This is a genomic window from Pseudideonella sakaiensis, assembly GCF_048320135.1.
Lineage (GTDB): Bacteria > Pseudomonadota > Gammaproteobacteria > Burkholderiales > Burkholderiaceae_C > Ideonella_A > Ideonella_A sakaiensis_A.
Genome location: NZ_CP182947.1, coordinates 3,906,000 through 3,925,088, shown reverse-complemented (window position 1 = coordinate 3,925,088; position 19,089 = coordinate 3,906,000). Strand labels below are relative to the sequence as shown.

Genomic DNA, 19,089 nt, shown 5'->3' with positions numbered 1-19,089 from the left:
AGGACCGATGCGCACACCCCATCGAACCGCCCTGGCATTCGCAGCGCTGCTCGCCGCAGTCACTACCGGCGCAAGTAGCCAGCCATTGACCTTCGAAGAGATGCCGGTCGAGGATTATCTGGGTCTGCTTCGGCAGATCGCGCCTGCGGCGGAAGCCGGCGCCAGAACGTATGTGGCTGCCCACGCCGCACGCTGTGGCCATCCGTTGAGCACTGCCGCTCTGCGGCGCGCGGTCGCCGACGGTCAGGGAGATCCGGCCTTGATGGCGATGATCCGCGCGGCGCAGGTGAAGGACCAAGCTGCGATGCAGCGCCTGGCACAGGCGCTCTCCTGCCAACCCAGGGGTGCTCGATGATCCGCTCGTTGCTCCGATCGATTCTCGGATGCGCCGTCACGCTGGGCTGTCCATCGATCAGCGCCGTCGACATCGGTGCACTGGGTCCGACCTACACCATCACCGAGCCCCACCTGCTCCGCTTCATCGAGCAGCGGCTCCGGGAGAAACAACGAACGGGCGAACTACAGCGCCTGATGGAGCAGGCTCAGCAACGCGGTGTCCGCACCATCACCGCACCAACACCGGTTGTTGGCTTGCGACCGACCAGTACGGCCCGGAGTTTTTTCATCGACCCCAGCTTCACGCTGGACCGCAACATCACCGATGCCAGTGGCCGCCTGCTCTTCGCTGCAGGCACGCGCAAGAACCCGCTCGAGGTGGTGTCGCTGACGCGGCAACTGCTGTTCTTCGACGCCCGCGACCGCAAGCAGGTGGCCCGTGCGCGGGAACTCATGACCGCTCGCCCGGGCGGGGTGAAGCCCATCCTCACCGGCGGTTCGTACCTCGACTTGATGAAAGCCTGGCGGGTGCCGGTGTACTTCGACCAGCAAGGCGTTCTGGTTCAACGCTTCGGTATCCAGCAGGTCCCGGCCCTGGTGTCCCAGGATGGCACGCGGTTGCGCGTTGACGAGCTGAGGCTGCCGTGATGCGCGCTCGCTCGCTTCTGATCGTGTTGCTGGCGTGTCTGCCGGTGCTGGCCCCGGCGGCCGACACCCTCACCTGCACCGGCCGATTTCCGAACCCGATCACCGACATCTGTTGGAGTTGCATCCTGCCGATCAGCATCGGCAGCGCCACCATCGGCAACCTCGATGGGCAGGAGGACATCGGTAACCCGGTGAATCCTGTCTGCAGTTGCGTCGTCAATCCGACCATCGGGCTGTCGATCGGCTTCTGGGAACCGGCCCGCCACGTCGAGGTCGTACGCAAACCCTTCTGCCTGCCTTCACTTGGCGGCATCGATCTGGATCCGGGCATCGCCGCGCCCGCTGCCGCTCGATTCACACGCCCTGAGGGCGACGGCGATGGCGGCAGTTTCTACCAGGCGCATTTCTATGTGAACCCGGTCCTGTACTGGATGGAGGTCGTCACCGATTTCCCGTGCCTGGAGCGCGGCTCGTTCGACCTGGCCTACCTGACCGAAGTGGACCCGCTGTGGAACGACGATGAGCTGACGCTGATCCTGAACCCGGAGGCGGTGCTATTCGCCAATCCCGCGGCGGTGGCGGCCTGCGCCGCCGATTGCGTGGCAGCGACGGCCGGTTTTGGCTACCCCGAGATGTTCTGGTGTGCCGGCTGCCAGGGTGGCGTCTACCCCCTGGATGGCCACGTGCCCTACCACCTCGGCGGCGTGCGCACGGCTGCTCTGCTCGCCCAGCGCTTGACGGCCAAGATGCACCGCGAACTGCTGGCCTGGGGCTGGCACGGCAAGGACGGCCTGTGTGGGCCGTACTACCTGCCGGCAATGGACAAGACCGCCTACAAGACCCAGCTCACCTACCCGGTTGCCAACACCGAGAAGGACGGCGGCAAGTGCTGCCAGCCTTTCGGGCGATCGACGATCACCTGGGGAGCAGGCAAGGAGTTTCCCGTGCGCGGCGAGGACTTCGCCTTCATGCTTTTCAGGAAGAGGAACTGCTGTGTTGGCTTCTGACCCGTCACGGCAAACCTCTCGCAGTCTGGTGGCCTTGATGCTGCCGTGGACCTTTGCCGCGTCGGTCGGTGCAGCCGGCCCATCGTCGTCTCCAGTGACTGATGTCGAGATCGCCCGTGCGCAACGCTCACAGCCGACGATCACCGATCAGGACATCGAAAATGCACGGCGCCGCCATACCCCGCCATCCGCCGACGCGCTGAATCGCACTCCATCTGCTTCACCCCGGATCGACGCATTGCCGCAGCCAGCGGCGCCGCCGTTGGACCTGGGCGCCGTCGCGGAGGGCTTTCTGCAGTCTGCGCAGGCACCCCGTCTGGGACTTACCGACGAACCTTTGCTGCTGGTGTTCATCAGCCTGTCCATGCCGGCGGCCACGCTGACCCGATTGGTCGATCAGGCATCAAGGGCTCGCGCACCACTGATTCTGCGGGGGTTGAGCAACGGCTCATTGACCGAAACGGTGAGCAAGGTGCAGCGCCTGACCGCAGGCCGCGCCGTCGGCGTGCAGATCGATCCGCAAGCCTTCGACCGGTATGCCATCTCGGCCGTGCCGGCTTTTGTGTTGAAGTCGGATACAGCGACTCGCAGCGGCTGCGAAGCGGAGCGCTGTGCAACCGGCGCCGATTTCGCCAAGGCGGTCGGCGATGTGAGCCTGGACCATGCGCTGCGCCAGCTCGCACGGGCATCCTCGGCGTCCGCGCTAGCCGCACGACCGTTCCTGCAACGACTGGAGCGTTGATGCGCCGCCTCATCGCGTCCATCACGACCGTCTGCTTCGTCGTGACACAAACCGCCTTGGTGGCCGGACCCCACGAAGATGGTCTGGCAGTAGGTCGGGCGGCCTTACCCGTTGCCCGGAGCGCGGTGACTGCGCCCAGCGCGGCCGAGCATGTGCCCGAGTACAGCACCATCCCTGCCGCATCGGCCTACTACGGCAAGCCCAACCTGGGCGCCCAGGGCAACGCCGCACTGGCACTGTGCGCCACCCGACCCAACGACCCGGTCTGCCAGGCGCAGCTGGGGGCGGTTCGTTCGGCCAACACCGACCGGCCGGCGATCCCGCTCGATGACCCCGCGCTGGTTCAGGCACGGAACATCGCCCGCAGCCCTTCATCGGTGCTCGGCAGCTTGGCCGATTTCTACGCTGGTTGCACGACGGAGACGATCGACAAGCCCGCTGGAAGCGCGCTCAAAACCTGCCACCGCCGGATCGGTATCGGCGAATTCACGATGCAGCGCACCTTGTCCGTCGCGGTGGACCTGGCGCCCAGTTGCATCGAAGGCGAATGGTTCGCGAGGAAGACGCTGGACCGCAATGCGCTCGACTCGATGAAGGTCGAGGCGTTATGCCAGTTGAACCGTAGCGACGGATTACTGAAGTTCCGCTTCCACGCGCTGGGACAACGCGATTCGTGCATCGACCCGCAGACCATCGAACTGCCCACCACGCCGACCACACGGCCCATTTTTGTTACCGACCTGTCTCCTCATTGGGACTATTACTGCTGGAGCCCATTCAAGGTGGTGATGCAGGTCGGCTCCGGATGCGTCGACGGCCAGTGCACCTACAAATTCGAATTCGGGCCGCCGGTCTATGCCTGTCCGCTGGGCAGCGTAGCCAGCGACACGCTGCCGATCGCTTGGAGCGACGACGGACCCGTGTACGGCACGCCGGGCAGGTGCCTGGAAACCCGACCGCGCCAACCTGAAATCGGATGCCCTGCACCGATGTTGACCGTATATCCAAACGGCACTCCCTTCTGCGCCCTCGATGTCGGCGCCGCGACCGTGACCGGAGCTGCAGGCTGGGTCATTCCGATCTCGTTCGCCCAGCCGGGCTTCGTCCCCACGGAAGCCGACCTCTGGGACGAGCAGTCGTACCTGCAGGGTGGGCGTTGCACTCCGGTATCGCCGGAGCGCTGTACCGACGGACCGGCCACCCGGCTCATCAATGGGCGGCAGGTCACCCGGGCCTGCTGGGCCTACGAATCGACAGTCTCTTGCAGCGGCGCAACGCTGGCCGATGACTGTGGCCTGCTGGCGCGCGGCGGCTGCACGGCAGCGTCGAGCACCTGCAAGCAGTTCCATCCGCAAACAGGCGCCTGCGAGATCTACGAGGACGGCTACCAGTGCCCGATCCCGGCCGAGAGCGTCAACCGGGTGTCCGCCTGCCCGAGCAATGTGTTCTGCCTGGGCGCCAACTGCTTTGACACCTCGAGCCCACCGGACGCGGACTTCGGGAGAAGCATGTCGATGCTGGAGGCCGCACGCGAGGCCGGCGTCTACTTGGATACCGACCGCATGCAGGTGTTCAAGGGCGAGCAGAACTGGTGTCGGGATCGGCTACTGAAGAACTGCTGCTACGCCGATGGTGCCGGCAAGGGGATGACCAACCAGAGCATTTTTGGCAATGGCTCGAAGCTCGTCTACGACGTGCTGATGAATTCAGAACACCGCGACTTCCTGTACCACGGCATGTCGGCGCTGCTCACGAGCGGCGGCTTCAGCGGCTCGTTCACCAGCTACGGCGTCACCGTCGCCGTCAACGGCACCGCGCTGCCGGCCGGCTCGTCGGTGCTCTACGCCGGCGAAAGCATGGTGATCGCCTTCGATCCTTGGAGCCTGGTGATCGCGGTCGTCATCTACATCGTCCTGTCGATGATGTCCTGCAACGAAGAGGAATCAAAACTCGCGATGAAGGAGGGAGCGGGTCTGTGCCACGCGATCGGCGACTGGTGCTCGTCCAGGTTCCTGGGTTCGTGCACCGAGCACACCACCGGCAAGTGCTGTTTCAACTCGATGCTGACCAGGATCATCAACGAGCAGGGACGCAGCCAGGTCGCCAAGGGTTGGGGTGCGGCGCAGAGCCCGGATTGCTCCGGCTTCACCGTCCCGCAGTTGCAGTCGCTGAACTTCGCCGCGATGGACCTGAGCGAGTTCTACGCCTCGCTCGTGCCCACGCTGCCCAACGTCGCCGACCTGCAGGGGCAAGGCAGCACCAAGCTGCCGACCTGCTACTTCGGACAGGGGAGATGCCAATGAAGTGCCACGTCCTTGCCGCGTGCCTGGTCGGCATTGCACATGCTGCCACGCACAGCCAGGCCTTCGCCCAGCCAGAGGTGCCCGCCCAGGAGATCCGGTCGCTGATGGTCGCAGCGATCGATGCCACCGACGGTCAGGCCCGCGGAGTCCTCGCGGGGCCGCTGGCAAACGCCCTTCGGGCGCGCTTCAACGCCTCCGGGCCGATCCACATCGAGGTCAGCACCCTCAAGCGTTATTCCCAGCCGGGCTGCAGTCGCCTGAATGTGCGCTTCCGGCAGGAGGGCGTTCGACTGTCCGCATCGACGGCGCCGCGGGCTCAGACCGTCGATTTCGGGATCAACTATTGCCGCGATGGATCGGCACCCGCCTCTACGAGGTGACGACGATGCCGCGACGGTTCCAAATCCTCTTGCTTCTTCTAGCCAGCTCGATGGCGGCTACCTCCATGGCCGTCGCGCCGGCAAACCCCTACTGGCGCGATGCTTGGCGCGGGTGGCACTTCTATGAAGAACCCGAAGACGAACACGACGCTGCCCCACTCGCGCCCAAAGCCGTTCCGATCCCTGCAAAGCCACGGCGTGCGCCCGAACTGGTCGAGTTCGAGCAATTGCAGAAGTCGCTGGAGGAAAAGCGCCAGGTGGCCATCATCCGACCAAGCGAGGCGAACGTGCGCCGCTACATGGAGCTGGAAGCGCAGGTCGTGGCGCAGGCATCGCGCTTCGCCGACGTGGCGCAGCGCGTCGCGTGGTCCTCTCCCGAGCTCGACCCCTCACTTCAGGGGCGCCCGGTCAACGCCAAGGCCCTCGAGGTCTTCGACCAGCAGCAGCTGGCCGACCGGTCACGTTCGATGCAGGACCTCGCACGCGACCATGTCCTGATCTTCGCCTTCCGAAGTGACTGCCCGTACTGCCACGCCTTCGCGCCGACGCTGGACGCTTTCCGGCGCAGGCACGGGCTGCAAGTGCTGGCGGTCACACTGGACGGCGGCACCCTGCCCGGCTTTGCTGACGCGCGCCGCGACAACGGCATCGCCGCCAACCTTAGGGTCACCCAGGTCCCGGCCGTGTTCCTGGCCCAGCCGTTCACTGGCCAGATCACACCGGTGGGCTTCGGCGTGATGTCCGAGGCCCAGTTGCTGGAGCGGATTTCGACCGTTTCCTCGACGCCGATCGACAGCGCTGGGTCAGCTCCCGCCACCCGTATCAGCACGTCATCGAGGGGGCCCCTCCAATGAGAACTCGCCTGACCTCTGTATTCAGGTCTGTAGCCGTGCACGCCGCGGCCGTGGCGCTGGTGCTTCCCCCTGCGCCAGTACACGCTGGCGACCTCAACGCCGAGGTCAACCAGATGTTCAACAGCCTCGGCGCGGTCGGCAACTACACCGCCCCGGGCGCTTTCCGTGGACAGGCCTTCAACACCTACACCGGCGGCAGCCTGATGATGCGGGCGCCGAACAAGGTCTACCAACTGGCGGCCGTCCAGTTCCCCAGCGCCAAGGCGGGATGCGGCGGCATCGACGTATTTGGAGGCTCGTTCTCGCACATCTCGGCGGCCGAGTTCAAGAACATGTTGCGCAACATCACGGCCGCGCTGCCGGGGATCGCGTTTCAACTGGCGCTGGAGTCGGTGTCACCACTGCTCGGTGGTCTGACCAAGTGGGCCAAGGGGTTGGAGACCTGGATCAACAACGCCCGGATCAACTCCTGCGAGACCGCGAAGGCCATCGTCAGCACGGCCGCGGAAGCGGCCGGGTTCAGCTCTCAGGAAGCCTGTTCGGACCTCGCCATCGAACTCGGCCTGGAAAGCGACCGCGACGCGGCGCGGCGCCGCTGCGGCACCGACCGCGCCAGCATCCTGGGGAGTGCAAGAGCGTCCGACAACCCGAACATCCGCAACAAGGCGCCGTTCGTCGGCAACCTGACATGGAAAGCCCTGCAACGCGCCGGCAGCTACCTGGACGATGCCGAGCGCGAGTTAATCATGAGCATCGTCGGCACGATCATCTACTACGCCGAGACTTCGGAGCGTGATCCCGAGCCGATCGCACCCACCATCACGTCGATCAGCCAGCTGCTCTACGGACAGGCCAATGGCACGCCCGGCACCGTGCTGCAGCACCTGCTGCGCTGCAACGATTACACCAACTGCGACGCGGTGACCCTGGACCCGACCTACCAGCACACGCCGTTCACCACCCGCGTCGAGACAATGTTGCGGTCGATCGCCAGCAAAATCGCCACCCGCACCGCGATTCCCAACGACTCGCCCGAGGTCGGCTTCGTCAACCAGACCACCGAGCCGGTCTACAAGATGCTCTCGATCGGCGCGACCATCCCGGGCTCCGGCCTGGCGGACAGCCTGATCGCTCAGTACCGGGACGTGATCGCGGCGGATTACGCGCACATCTTCCTGGAGCGGAACCTGCGGATCGGGATGGCAGCATTGGAGAAGGACTTCACGCTGGAGAAGGAGCAGCGCGAGCGGGCAAGCCAGATTCGGCAGCGCGCCCAGGCCATCCTGCTGCAGATCGCGCAGGAGAAAAACCTGCTGTATCAGAAGGTCGGCTCGTTCCGCGCCGTCTCCAGTCACCTGGAGCAACTGGAACGCCAACTGCGCTCCACGATCCCCCAGCACGTCATGGACATGCTGGGCCAACAGGCGGCCTTCGTCACGCGTTGACGCTTGGGATGAGCTGTTGTGTGGGAGATCTACGCCTATCAGAATTCGGCCAGCCTGCTCGGCATCTTCAATGCCGCGGCGGCCATCAACGCATCCGGCGACTACAGGGCGGCGGTTGCGTTGGTTGCCTTCTGCGGCTTCGTGGCCGCCCTCGTTGCCTACGCCTTTGCTCCGGAAAAACTCCACGGCTGGCGCTGGCTCGCCACCGTCGTCCTCGTCTTCAGCACCCTGATCCTCCCGAGGGCGACGGTCGGCATCGTCGACAAGGTCGGCAGCGAAGGCGTTCAGGTCGTCGACAACGTGCCCTTCGGCATCGCAGCCCTGGGCAGCATAACCAGCACGATCGGGCACACCCTGACCACGCTGTTCGAAACGGCGTTTCAGACAATCCCCGGTGCGGGCGCACTGCCGAGCGAGCTCAGCTACCAACGCAATGGACTGATGTTCGGCAACCGCCTGATCCGCGAAACGTCGAGTACGGTCTTCCAGGATCCTGGGATCCGGACCGACGTGGTCAACTACATCCAGAACTGCACCCTGTACGACCTGGCCGACGGGACGCTCGACGCGACGATGATGGCGCGGTCCACCGACATCTGGTCGTTGATCTCGAACTCGAATCCGGCACGGTTCACCACCATCACCAGCGGCTGGCTGATCGGCATCCGGACCTGCCCTGTGGCCTATGTCGATATCCACAACCGGATGGCTGGGCACCTGCTCGGGCTGCAGCGTCAGCTCGCCGCCAGCCTCAACCCGACGCTGCCGACCGCGGCGGCCGAGGCCCTCATCGCAGGGCAGATCCAACAGGCGTACCTGAAGAACAGAATCGCCGATGCCGCGACCTCAGCCGCAGAGATCGTGCGCCAGAACGCGGTCATCAATGCCTTCGACGATGCCGGGCGGCTCGCGGGGCAACGGACCAACGATCCGGCGGCCATGGTGCTGGCGATCGGGCGGGCGCAGGCGACGGCTCAGCAGAACGCCACTTGGCTGAACAACGGCAAGGTGGCCGAGCAGGCCCTGCCGGTATTCCGAAACGTCGTCGAAGCGCTGACCTATGCGCTTTTTCCGCTGATGGTGTTGCTGTTGCTGGTGACCAGCGGGCGGGAAACATTGCTGGCGTTCAAAGGCTACGCAACGGTGCTGATCTGGATCCAGCTCTGGCCACCCCTGTACGCGGTACTCAACTACATGGCGACGGTTTACGCGGCGTATGACCTGGCGGCGGCGGCGAATCCGGGAACCGGGGTCAGCGGCCTGACCCTGCAGACTTCATCGACGATCTACAGCCGTGCGATTTCCGGGGAGGCCGTGGTCGGGTACCTGGCGATCAGCATTCCGATCCTGGCGTGGGCGGCGCTCAAGCGGATGGAGAGCATGGGCTCGGCGATGGTGGGTGGGCTGTCGGGGCTGCAGTCGGCGATCGGCGCGGGTACGGGCAGTGCGGCGCTGGGCAATGTAAGCCTCGCCAATGTCTCGATGGACCAGTTGCAGCTGGCGCCGAACCGGACTTCGGCGTTCATGGGGAGTTTTCAGCACGACCTGACGGGGAATACTTTCAGCTCGAACGCCTTGACCGGGCGCACGGCGGTCAGCATGCTGCGCAATCAGGGCTTCGCTTCCAGAGTGGTCTCGATGCGCGTGTCGGAGCAGGACACGAAGGAGGCAGGCCGGCAGGTCGACGCGGCACGCAGCGAGGCAGTTGCGGCCAGCACGGAACGATCGTCGGTGCTGGCTGAGGTGTTTGCAAAAAGTCTGACGAAGATGCGATCGACGCAAAGCAGCAGTGGCACCGTGTCGAGCAGCTTCGAACAGCTTGGGGAGACGCTCAATCGGCTGGATCAGATCAGCAAGAGCGTGTCGAACGCAACAGGACTGTCTCAAGCGCAGGTGGCGCGGATTGCGCTGGGATCTTCCAGCCAGTTGGGCCTTAGCACACCACTTGTTGGGCTGCAGGGAAATGCAACTGCTGGAAAGGACTACTCTGCAGGACTCTCGAAATCGGAGCACCTTGCTTTAGGTACCCTGACCAGCGAACAAATGGCCGAGTTCAAGCAATTCGGCGATCGAGTGTCCCGAGACAAGGGTCTGGTGAACTCCATTGCCAGCGATGCACGTGAGGCGAGCGAGATTGCTGCGCGATTGGCTTCTACCTCCGCGCGATCGGTGCGAGCCGACGCAAGCCTGTCCGAGCGCAGTGCATTCTCGGAGCGGGTCTCGGCGGCGTACGAGCGGGGGGACACCATCTCGATCGACATTGCTCAGGACCCCCACAACCTGGAAATGTTCCGGCGCTACTCGGACCAGTATGGAGGCAACAGCGAATCGACAAGGGTCCTGATGGAATCGGAGCTTGCACGCAACGCATTGAAGCCCAACCGAATGTGGTCAGATGGCGCGGCAGTGCCCACGAGTTTCTCCGAAGTTGAAGCTAGGCACAGCCAGGACCGCGCGGGTCTGGCGCTATCACCCGATATTCGGTGGACGCATGCTCGCAACCGGAAGGAGGTCATCGGCGCCGCTCATAGTCAAGGCCAGCGCCGCGATCCGGATGTCGAGGCGCAGTCTGTGATTCGGTCCAGCCTCCGCGCCGAAAAGGGCCGAATCCGGGGAGCTGCCTTCTCAGAGCGGTCTAAATTCGATCGGAACGCACAGGTGGACGGCAACGCCGACGGAACCTTGGCTTCGGGCCGATCTTTGCTGTTGAAGGCCGGAAAACAATTGAAGGACGATGCGGCATCTGCGCTCGGAGACGCCGCCCAGGCTGCCAAGGAAGTCCTAAAGGAACGGCTAGATTAGGAATCCTTGTCAGGATCGAACATCCCGTGATCGGGCTGGGGCGGCGGGGGCGGCTTCATGAATGGCATGTGCCCTTCGTCGCGCCAGAAGTTCGCAGCACGGTCACGGCTCGACGTACCCAAGCTGGCTGGAAAAGGCCCGGCTTCCTCGTCAGTCGCCAGCGGGAGCCTTCGCAACGGCTTGCCGATCTGCGACAAAGCCCCACCTATCGCGCTCCCAGCCATTGCGCCGATTGCCATCATCACGATGCGCATTCCCCAATCGTCATCCCTCGTCGCCAGCAGGCCGCAGCCGACGCCGATCAGCAGGAAGAAGACGAAGATGGCCTTTCGCAGCATTACGCAACGAAGTTTGCGCCTCGCCTCGGTGAACGGTCAATCACCTCCTGATTTTCGCCTCAGGACGCTGTGGCGCCTGGGTACGACTCCAATGCAGCGGGTGCAGTCGGTCGGCCCGAAGGCCTGGCCGGCTGCAACCGGCGGCGGATTCAACTGGTCGATGCAACACACTATGAGCCGCGCAGGCCGAAGGGCATCGACATATCGGGCTACTCGCAGGCGAAGCTAAACGTATGCGTCCGGCCATCCCGTCTTGACGACGGGGTAAACTTCAGGCTTCTGCGTGGGACGTCTTCCACCGATGCGGCAACAGTTCGCCGATGCGGCTGGCCGGCTGTGTTGGCAGCCGCTCGAGCACCTCTCGCAGATACGCATAGGGGTCGAGGCCGTTCAGCCTTGCAGAGTGCACCAGGCTCATCACCGCAGCGGCGCGTTTGCCCGCGCGCAGGCTGCCGGCGAACAGCCAGTTGTTGCGGCCGATGGCGACTGGCCGGATCTGGTTCTCGACCCAGTTGTTGTCGATCGGCAGATCGCCATCGTCGATGAAGCGCACCAGCGCGACCCAGCGCTTGAGGCTGTAGTTGATGGCTTTGGCTGTGGCCGATCCGTCAGGCACCTTCTGTCGCTGCTGGGTTAACCACTGCTGCAACGCGTCGGCGATCGGTCGGGAGCGTTACTGTCGGATGGCTTTGCGATCGTCGGGGTCGAGGTCTTTGACCTCGCGCTCCACCTCGTAGAGCTTGCCGAAGAATTTGAGTGCCTGCTCGCCGATCGGGCTACCGTGGTTGGCCCACAGCTCGTGGAACTTGCGCCGCGCGTGCGCCATGCAGCCGGCTTCGGTCACGCCGAGTTCGAAGCAGGCCTTGTAGCCGCTGAAGTCGTCGGTAACGAGGCTGCCCTGCCAAGCCGGGCGCTGCTCCGTGCCAGGCAGTCCGAGGAAGGCGCGCACATGCTGGCCGCCCCGGCTGTCGGCGAAGTCGAAGACCACTGCCTTCATCGGATTGAAGCTCGTCGTGCAGTAGCTCCACAGGTAGGCCCGGTGCGTCTTGCTGTGGCCTGGCTTGAGCATCGCCACCGGCGTTTCGTCAGCGTGCAGCACGCGGTGCTGCAGCATCTCGGCGGCCAGGGCGTCGACCAGCGGCTGCAACTGCACGCCACATTCGCCCACCCATTGCGCCAGCGTCGAGCGGGCGATAGCCATGCCAGCGCGCTCGAAGATCGCCTCTTGCCGATACAGCGGCAGATGATCGAGGTATTTGGCCACCAGCACCTGGGCCAGCAGCCCGGTGGTCGGGATGCCTTTGTCGATGACGTGCGGTGCGACCGGCGCCTGCACCAACTTCTCGCAGCAGGTGCAGACCCACTTGCCGCGTACGTGGCGCTCGACGGTGAACACCCCTGGCTGGTAGTCGAGCTTCTCGGCCACATCCTCGCCGATACGCTTCATCGCCTGGCCGCAGCCGCAGGTGGTGTGCTCGGGCTCGTGGCGGATCTCGCGACGCTGCAGGTTCGCCGGCAGCGGCTGGCGCTTTGGTGTTTGGACTTACCCCGATTCGACGGACAGTTGGGAACTGTGTTTGCTGCTATTCAGGTTGCGTGTCGATGGTCGTGGAATGCTCCGGTGCAGGGTTATCCAAGGGGCCTGCCTGTGGACAAGCCGACGGGTCTTTCACCAATCCCAGAGGCGGCTTGTCCACAGGTGCGAAGCACCCGTTGGGTAACCCGTCTTCGGCGCCTCGGTCCGGGCGGGCTTGGCGTTGAACGCGTTCGCGCTCGAAGCTCATGGGCGATTTCTGGCCAATGCCGCTGTGGCGCCGACGCGGGTTGTACCAACCTTCGATCCAGGTGAAGATTTCCATGCGCGCCTGGGCGAACGATTGCCAAACGCGGCGGTCGATGAGCTCGCATTCCAGGCTGGCAAAAAAGCTCTCGGCCATCGCGTTGTCGTAGGCGTCGCCAACGCTGCCCATCGACGGGCGAACGCCCATCAGGGTGCAGCGCCGGCCGAACTCCAGACTGGTGTATTGACTTCCCTGGTCGGAATGATGAATCACGCCGGCCGGCTTGCGCGTAAGCAAGGCCATGTTCAGCGCCGCAAGCACCAGATCGGCCGTCTGGCGTTGACCGAAGGCCCAGCCGACGATCTTGCGGCTGAAGACATCGAGTACTACCGCCAAGTATCCAAAACCGGCCCAGGTGGGAATGTAGGTCATATCGGCTACCCACAATTGATTGATGTCGCTCGCCTCGAAGCGCCGCTGCACCAGATCCGGCGCCGGCGGCCGATCCTTGTCGCGCCGCGTCGTCACGCACCAGCCGCGGCGCCGACTGACGCCGCGCAGGCCGTGCAGCCGCATCAGCCGGGCGACGCGGTTGTGGCCGGCAACAACGCCTTGGTCGACCAGCTCCGCGTGAATGCGCGGCGCGCCGTAGGTGGCGTCGCTGCTGCGATGAATCTCGCTGATGCGCGGCATCAGCTCGGCGTTGGCCCGCGCGCGAGCACTGGGCCCGCTCTCGGGCCAACCGTAAAAGCCGCTCGCAGACACGCGCAGCACGCGGCACAGGGTGCGCACGGGGAAGTCGGCCTGGTTCGCCTTCACGAGTTCGAAGACGTCGTGGACGTCCGCTCGCTCTTGCCGGCGAACCAGGCCGTAGCCTTTGCCAGGATGTCGCGCTCCTGCTGCACTTGCCTGAGCCGTCTGCGCAATTCGACCAATTCGGCTCGCTCTGCAGCCGACAGTGGCAGCTGTTCGCCACCACCGCTTGGCAACGTCCGGGCGGGCTGCCCATCGGCCTCCTGCCTCCATTTGCGAATCGTATTGGCGCTGACGCCGAACTCGCGCGCCAGCTGCTTGAGACCGCGACCGGCTCTGGCCAGCTCGATCATCTGTTCACGGAACGCCGCTGGGTATGGCGGCTTGGATTCGGGCATCTCGGACTCCTTCGTCTCGGTGTGGAAAGTGTCCGCGAAATCGGGGGAACTCCAGTTTGCCTGTCTTCGGCGGTCTTCTTGCCAGGCTCGATCGCCTCGATCTCTGCGGCCAGCGCCGCCAGGTCAGTGTCGAGCGTCTCATCGATCAGGCACTTCTGCTCGGCGGTGAACGCCTCGGACTTGGCGGCGAACTTCAGCCGCTTGAGCACCGCGTTCTCGTGCGTGAGCTTGTCGATCAGCGCTTGCTTGAAGGCCGCATCCCGGTCGCGCCGGGCAATCAGCTCATCCTTGAGCTGGACCTCGGCGCGCAGACCGCGCAGCGCTTGGCGCAGTTGCTGTGGGTCAAGGGTGTCGATGGCCGTGTCGGTGATCACGGAAGGTGATCGTGCCGCAAGGCCCGCAGCTGCGCATCAGGACATCCGCGAATTGCACAACAACCGTTCAGACGTCGACCTATTCGTTATGCACTACAGCACGGTGATGACGCCCGCTTCGCCGATGCGTTGCCACGGCAAGCCCAGCACCAGGGCATCAAGCTGCGAACGGGTCAGTGTCACTGTCGAGCCCGCATCCTTCGGCCAGACGAACTTGCCGGTGTTCAGGCGCCGCGCGGCCAGCCACACACCGATGCCGTCATGCACGAGCACCTTCATCCGATTGGCCCGGCGGTTGGCGAACAGATACGCATGGTGCGGGCGTGCGGAACCGAAGACGTTGACGACCTTGGCCAGCGCAGTCTCCGTGCCGGCGCGCATGTCCAGCGGCTCGACAGCCAGCCAGACCGAATCGACCCGGATCAACGCAGCAACTCGCGCATCCAGGTCGCGCACTCGATCGATGCCGAGACGGGCCAGGTGACATTCATAGCGGTGGCACCGCGACGCAACTCGATGCGGATGTCTGCTGGAGGTGCTGAGTCGGCAGGCGACAACGAGACGGGAACGAAGACCTCGCGCGCGGCTGGCAGTGCAGGATGACCGTCACGCGTCGCCTGGTGGCGACGCCACTTGTGAACGAGATTGGCATTCAGCCCATGTGCCATTGCGATACCGGCCACCGACGCGCCTGGCCGATCACACTCAGCCAGCACCTGTTGCTTCAATCCGGGATCGTGACGTCGCCGGCTCGCCGGCTTGGCTTCTTCCATGGTGTCCACCTGAGTTCGTTGGTGGACGCCATGCTCGTGGAGTCAAGACCAAGTCTCAAGATGGGTTTGCCGGACGCATACAGCTAAACGCAATGGCAAGACAATTGAACGAGAGGCCACGGAAGACCCTGGGCTACCTAACGCCGGCTGAGATGTTCAGCCAATCCGTTGCATCGATCGGTCGAATCCGCCACCACAAGCGGTCATTCGGCGACACCGCACAAACCGGTCAGTCAAGGCGGCGTCGATTGCGTCTCGGAAGGACGAGGGATGCCTACGTGCTCGCGGCCTTGGCGACGATACGACTGTCCGGCGGCGATCACTTCGCCAGGGTAAGCATGGTGAGGACTGTCGAATCATGCAGCTTGACCGATTGGGATTTCACGGTGAGCCGATAGGCGCCGCCCCCCGAGAGCCAGCGGTCGGCCGGCTCCTTCCGAGCGCGTTGCATTCCAGCACCCCCGCTGAAGGCCAATTTGAACGCTTCGGTCTCTGGAGGAAGCTCCGCCAGCACGAAGAATTCGGCGGAGAACGTCGCATTGCGCTCATGCCACACCAGCCGCCGTTGGATGTGGCAAACGATGCAGGTGGGTAGCCTCCCGGTGGTCGAGGCGACTGCCACTCTGACGCTCAAGCGACGCGAGCAACCGGAGGATCGGCTGTGCACAGCTTCTGGATCGCGCGCGACTACGAATCGCTGCTCTCGCCGCGCGAGAGCGTGGATGAGGCCATCGTGGGCTGGACGGCCCGAGCGCGGGGCTTGGTGGCCGAGCTCGAGCGACGGCAGCTCTTCGACGCCACGCCACGCGGGCAACCGGCCAGTGGTAAGCGTCTCTGAGTCGCCCATTCAGATCCGTCCGAGCGATTGGACGATTGAACCGCGAGGGAAAGCGTGTAGAGCCCTTTGCCGCCGTCGCAACGCTCTGCGCTGGTGGGGATTTTCGTGGCTGCAGTAGCTGGGCCGCGTTGCCGAGTCGCAATCATGCCAGGCCGCCAAGTCCCTACACCCGAGGGATTGGCAACTGGATGAAATCCTGTTTGCCAGTGATCGTCAGCGAGGTTGTTGGACGCGAGATCGCCACGTAGAACAACTTGGCTTGGGCGCGGCTCTCGTTCGCAAAATGCGTGGCGTCGGGCACGACCACGTGCTCGAACTCCAGGCCCTTTAGCAACAGAGGCGTCGAGACGGTCCTGCGCGGCAACTTGCGGCCGACGACGCTCGCGCGGTCGCGCACTCGCCCCGTCGCTTGGAGCATTGTCTCGCAGCGGCCTGACGCGAGCTCGGACACCGCTCGCTCCACGTCCCGGAAGAGCTCTTGGCGGTGAAGGCGCCACCTGGGAAGATTGCGGCTGAGGGCCAGTATTTCGAGGGCCGCTCGCGGCCCGTCTCCGCCGAGTTCGGCGCTCGCGGCCTGGATGGCCTCCACGATCGGAGCCTCTTCGATTGGCGGCGCTTCGCCCTCGGCCAACTTCTGAACGCTGAACGACTCCCGGAATAGCCATCGGAGCGCCGCCAGGCGGCGGTCAGCCAGGGGCGACGAATCCCACCGGCCGGCGAACTCGGTCATCGTTCTGGCGGCCATCTCTTCGATCGCTTGATACCCGCCTCGGGCCGCGGCCGCCAGCCGATAGCAGAGCCCTTTGTTGCAATGGATGGCGGCGACGGAGCCCTCCTTGCCTTCGACGCTCTCGAACAGGGCGCCCATGTCGAACGCGTCGGCAGAAGGGCGATACGCCACCGGTCCTCCCGCGAAATCCACGCGGTCGCCCCGCATCAATCGGCCTCTCGCGTCGGAGATCCAATCGCCGAGCTCCGGGTTCTTCTCCCGCCAGCGATGGGGCGTTTCGAGTTCCCCGACCAAGGGGAAGCTGCGATGGACCTCGCCGTCCCAGCTCAGCGTGGCCCCGGCGAACTCGAAGATGCCCTGCATGGGGTCCCCGAACACCAGCGTGGGCACGATGGCGGAGAGTTCGACGGCCAGCGCGTGCTGATGCCCGTTGCAGTCTTGGTATTCGTCGATCAGAATGCGATCGTAGGAGGCGTCAAGCACCTGGCGGATGGCCGGAACCCCCAAGGCCGCCAAGACGCCCCGATGGACATCGTCCCACTGCCCACCGACCGGCATGTCCGCGGGAGGATTGGAGACGCCCGGGAACGCGTGGGCGTAGCGCAGGCACCACCCAGCGATGGTGTCCACCGCAACCGACTTCTGCGGCACCCGCAGTCGCTTGAGGCGAGCCCTGACGGCCTGGATGCCGGCGTTGGTGTGAGTCAGAACGAGCGTCCGGCGCCCGAGAGCCGCCACCTTGGCGATGAGCTCGGTCTTGCCATGTCCTGCCGGAGCCATGATGGCGCCCCGCTCCACGCTTAGGAGGTCCTCGGGTTCAGGCATACAGCCACGCGCGGGCGGCGTCGAAGGTCAGCGCCAGCGGCGACGCCGGGTTGTCGCGCGCCGCCTCCCATGCGATCGGACCGACGCCCCGCGCGATCCGCTGATCTTTCATCCACTTCCGGATCGTGCACTGGCCGGCGACTCTCCGGCGCAACTCCGCGTCGTCGTGCTCGCTCAAAAGCGCCCAGACGCCGAAGTCCATCGCCACCTCCTCCGCGTTCATCCCCAACGCGAACATGAGGTTTTCGTCGATCTTACCGACTCCGCGCTCGGCGCGCAGGTGCGCGAGAAGCCTTTGCATCTGGGCGTCGCTCGCCACAGAAATGATCGCGTGCTCCACGTCGAGGCCGCCGCCATATTCGATCACGGGGATGCCCTCGGCGGCGAACGCTGCGGCGTCGTCCCCTTTTAGGGCCGTGTCGGAGTCGCGATACACGGCGACCTCGTACCCAAGGCGCCTCAAGCCCAGCGCTATCGCGGGGGCTTCGGAACCGTTGCCGTCGGCGATGAAGGCGCCGCGGTGCTCGATGGGAAGGCCACCGTGAAGCGGCGGCCAGAACTCCCTTGCCCCGTTGAGGACACCCACTTCGGTGTTGCCCTCGCTCACCAGGATTCGGCGCGAGAAGAGAGCTCGGGGCGCGAAGCGCATCAACGCTCGAATTGGATCGGGCGCGCCGGGCTTCACGATGCTGGTCTCCCTCTCCGGACGGCTCGTGCGGCACACGCGCAGGCTGTCGGCTCCAGCTTCGCCGAGCGCGACCTCCGAGTGCGTGGTGATCAAGACTTGGCCTGTGGGCCGTTTCGTCTCGGCGGCCCGCTTCTGGTCGCCCCGAAGCTGCGAGATCGCGCCCATCACGCGGTGGGGCTCCAAGCCGTGCTCGATCTCGTCGACCAGCACAATGGCGCCCTCTGCGATCGCCGATTTCTGGATCGCCAGCGTGGCGAGCCTGCGGGTGCCCAGTCCGGCCAACCGCAGAGGGACGCCGGCGTCGTGCAGGGCTATGGACCCGGAAGACAGGCCTCCGCGCCCCAGCTCCAAGCCAGGCCCGTATCCGCCGTCGACGTATGCGCCCAGCCCCTTGGCGAAGCCCTCCGCTGCCGTCGCGGCGGTTGACAGCGCCTCGATGTCGCCAAGATTCGCGCTGTCGCGCGCCGCCTTGTATGCCGCCGCCAATCGCGTCGCCGCCTCGTCCGACTCGCCCGTCAACCGCGAGAGCACGGAGCCCTGACCCCACGCGAGATGCCGGGCGTCGTCGCCGGCTAGCCGCACCAAGCCGAACATGGCCCGATCCCGGTTGGAGATCGTGCGGGGCTCGTCGGCTCTGTCGCAGACCACTTGCCAAACCGCCTCTAAAGTGGCGTCGACCGTGAGCCGCACGGTGAGCACGGCCTCGTCGTCCCCCTCCGGCTCATCGCGAAGTGATCCGGCCGCGGTCCAACCGCGGATGTACAGGCCGAAACGCTCGTCGGACTTCAGGGCCTTGGACAGCTCGCCGACCGTGGCCTCGACCGAGATCGTTTTCGCAGTGTCCCCGCAGTGGAAGTCGTGCTCGCCAAAGAACAGCCAGCGCGATGAGAGGGCGGCTTCAACGGCGTCCAAAACAGTCGATTTCCCGGAGTCGCCGGCGCCAATGAGGCAGCAGAACGACGCGCCGGGGGACCAATCGAGACTGGCCGCACCGCGAAAGTTTTCCACTTTGAGGTGTCTGATCTGCACGTGGCCTCCGGTTGGATGAAGGCCGGATTGCCCTCTCGCGTGTCA

At 65.0% G+C, this 19,089-nt stretch carries 17 protein-coding genes and 2 pseudogenes; 10 read left to right on the top strand and 9 right to left on the bottom strand.

Going from position 1 to position 19,089, the window contains the following annotated elements; translation table 11 throughout:
* Positions 1 to 7 precede the first annotated feature (7 nt).
* The 9 genes from ACNH6H_RS17950 (at position 8) to ACNH6H_RS17910 (ending at position 10,517) form a co-directional block, all read left to right on the top strand.
* Entirely contained in the window at positions 8 to 355 is a 348-nt protein-coding gene (locus ACNH6H_RS17950; RefSeq protein WP_418319592.1) for a hypothetical protein, read from the top strand.
* On the top strand, positions 352 to 984 hold the full coding sequence (gene traW, locus ACNH6H_RS17945; protein WP_418319590.1) for a type-F conjugative transfer system protein TraW: 633 nt from the start codon (positions 352 to 354) through the stop codon (positions 982 to 984). Before ACNH6H_RS17950 ends, traW begins: the two co-directional genes overlap by 4 nt.
* Positions 984 to 1,991, top strand: a complete 1,008-nt coding sequence (locus ACNH6H_RS17940; protein ID WP_418319589.1) for a TraU family protein — start codon at positions 984 to 986, stop codon at positions 1,989 to 1,991. Before traW ends, ACNH6H_RS17940 begins: the two co-directional genes overlap by 1 nt.
* Positions 1,978 to 2,733: a type-F conjugative transfer system pilin assembly protein TrbC gene (trbC, locus tag ACNH6H_RS17935; RefSeq protein ID WP_418319587.1), complete on the top strand. Its 756-nt coding sequence runs from the start codon at positions 1,978 to 1,980 to the stop codon at positions 2,731 to 2,733. The genes ACNH6H_RS17940 and trbC overlap by 14 nt, the downstream gene beginning before the upstream one ends.
* On the top strand, positions 2,733 to 5,036 hold the full coding sequence (locus ACNH6H_RS17930) for a conjugal transfer protein TraN (RefSeq protein WP_418319585.1): 2,304 nt from the start codon (positions 2,733 to 2,735) through the stop codon (positions 5,034 to 5,036). The genes trbC and ACNH6H_RS17930 overlap by 1 nt, the downstream gene beginning before the upstream one ends.
* Entirely contained in the window at positions 5,033 to 5,416 is a 384-nt protein-coding gene (locus ACNH6H_RS17925) for a hypothetical protein (protein ID WP_418319584.1), read from the top strand. Before ACNH6H_RS17930 ends, ACNH6H_RS17925 begins: the two co-directional genes overlap by 4 nt.
* Before the next feature lie 5 nt (positions 5,417 to 5,421).
* Positions 5,422 to 6,270 carry a conjugal transfer protein TraF gene (traF, locus tag ACNH6H_RS17920; RefSeq protein WP_418321386.1) on the top strand — a complete coding sequence of 283 codons (849 nt, stop codon included), beginning with the start codon at positions 5,422 to 5,424 and terminating at the stop codon, positions 6,268 to 6,270.
* A gap of 113 nt (positions 6,271 to 6,383) precedes the next feature.
* Positions 6,384 to 7,715: a conjugal transfer protein TraH gene (locus ACNH6H_RS17915; RefSeq protein WP_418319582.1), complete on the top strand. Its 1,332-nt coding sequence runs from the start codon at positions 6,384 to 6,386 to the stop codon at positions 7,713 to 7,715.
* A gap of 18 nt (positions 7,716 to 7,733) precedes the next feature.
* A complete protein-coding gene (locus ACNH6H_RS17910) occupies positions 7,734 to 10,517 on the top strand; it encodes a conjugal transfer protein TraG N-terminal domain-containing protein (RefSeq protein ID WP_418319580.1) in 2,784 nt (927 codons plus the stop codon).
* Here ACNH6H_RS17910 and ACNH6H_RS17905 read toward each other — a convergent pair.
* From ACNH6H_RS17905 to ACNH6H_RS17875, 7 genes and pseudogenes are all read right to left on the bottom strand, one after another.
* Complete coding sequence (locus ACNH6H_RS17905) at positions 10,514 to 10,855, bottom strand: hypothetical protein (protein ID WP_418319578.1); 342 nt, start codon at positions 10,853 to 10,855, stop codon at positions 10,514 to 10,516. The two genes, ACNH6H_RS17910 and ACNH6H_RS17905, sit on opposite strands and share 4 nt — an antisense overlap.
* A 271-nt stretch (positions 10,856 to 11,126) precedes the next feature.
* Positions 11,127 to 12,395, bottom strand: a pseudogene (tnpC, locus tag ACNH6H_RS17900) (IS66 family transposase); the annotation flags it as partial.
* 220 nt (positions 12,396 to 12,615) lie between these two features.
* Positions 12,616 to 13,787, bottom strand: a pseudogene (locus ACNH6H_RS17895) (IS3 family transposase); the annotation flags it as partial.
* Positions 13,739 to 14,161: a transposase domain-containing protein gene (locus tag ACNH6H_RS17890; RefSeq protein ID WP_418319577.1), complete on the bottom strand. Its 423-nt coding sequence runs from the start codon at positions 14,159 to 14,161 to the stop codon at positions 13,739 to 13,741. The gene ACNH6H_RS17890 and the pseudogene ACNH6H_RS17895, both read right to left, overlap by 49 nt.
* A gap of 93 nt (positions 14,162 to 14,254) precedes the next feature.
* Entirely contained in the window at positions 14,255 to 14,617 is a 363-nt protein-coding gene (gene tnpB / locus ACNH6H_RS17885) for an IS66 family insertion sequence element accessory protein TnpB (protein WP_418319575.1), read from the bottom strand.
* Positions 14,584 to 14,934 (bottom strand): IS66-like element accessory protein TnpA, encoded by a 351-nt coding sequence (gene tnpA / locus ACNH6H_RS17880; protein WP_418319571.1) that lies wholly within the window; start codon positions 14,932 to 14,934, stop codon positions 14,584 to 14,586. The genes tnpB and tnpA overlap by 34 nt, the downstream gene beginning before the upstream one ends.
* A 319-nt stretch (positions 14,935 to 15,253) precedes the next feature.
* Positions 15,254 to 15,556 carry a hypothetical protein gene (locus tag ACNH6H_RS17875; protein ID WP_418321501.1) on the bottom strand — a complete coding sequence of 101 codons (303 nt, stop codon included), beginning with the start codon at positions 15,554 to 15,556 and terminating at the stop codon, positions 15,254 to 15,256.
* A 39-nt stretch (positions 15,557 to 15,595) separates the two neighbouring features.
* On the opposite strand from ACNH6H_RS17875, the gene ACNH6H_RS17870 reads away from it, so the two are divergent.
* Entirely contained in the window at positions 15,596 to 15,772 is a 177-nt protein-coding gene (locus ACNH6H_RS17870; protein ID WP_418319570.1) for a hypothetical protein, read from the top strand.
* Between the two features lie 163 nt (positions 15,773 to 15,935).
* Here ACNH6H_RS17870 and ACNH6H_RS17865 read toward each other — a convergent pair whose 3' ends face one another.
* Together ACNH6H_RS17865 and ACNH6H_RS17860 are read right to left on the bottom strand one after the other, a co-directional pair.
* Positions 15,936 to 17,282 carry a UvrD-helicase domain-containing protein gene (locus ACNH6H_RS17865; protein ID WP_418319568.1) on the bottom strand — a complete coding sequence of 449 codons (1,347 nt, stop codon included), beginning with the start codon at positions 17,280 to 17,282 and terminating at the stop codon, positions 15,936 to 15,938.
* Between the two features lie 37 nt (positions 17,283 to 17,319).
* Positions 17,320 to 19,044, bottom strand: a complete 1,725-nt coding sequence (locus ACNH6H_RS17860) for an ATP-dependent nuclease (RefSeq protein WP_418319566.1) — start codon at positions 19,042 to 19,044, stop codon at positions 17,320 to 17,322.
* Between the last annotated feature and the right edge of the window lie 45 nt (positions 19,045 to 19,089).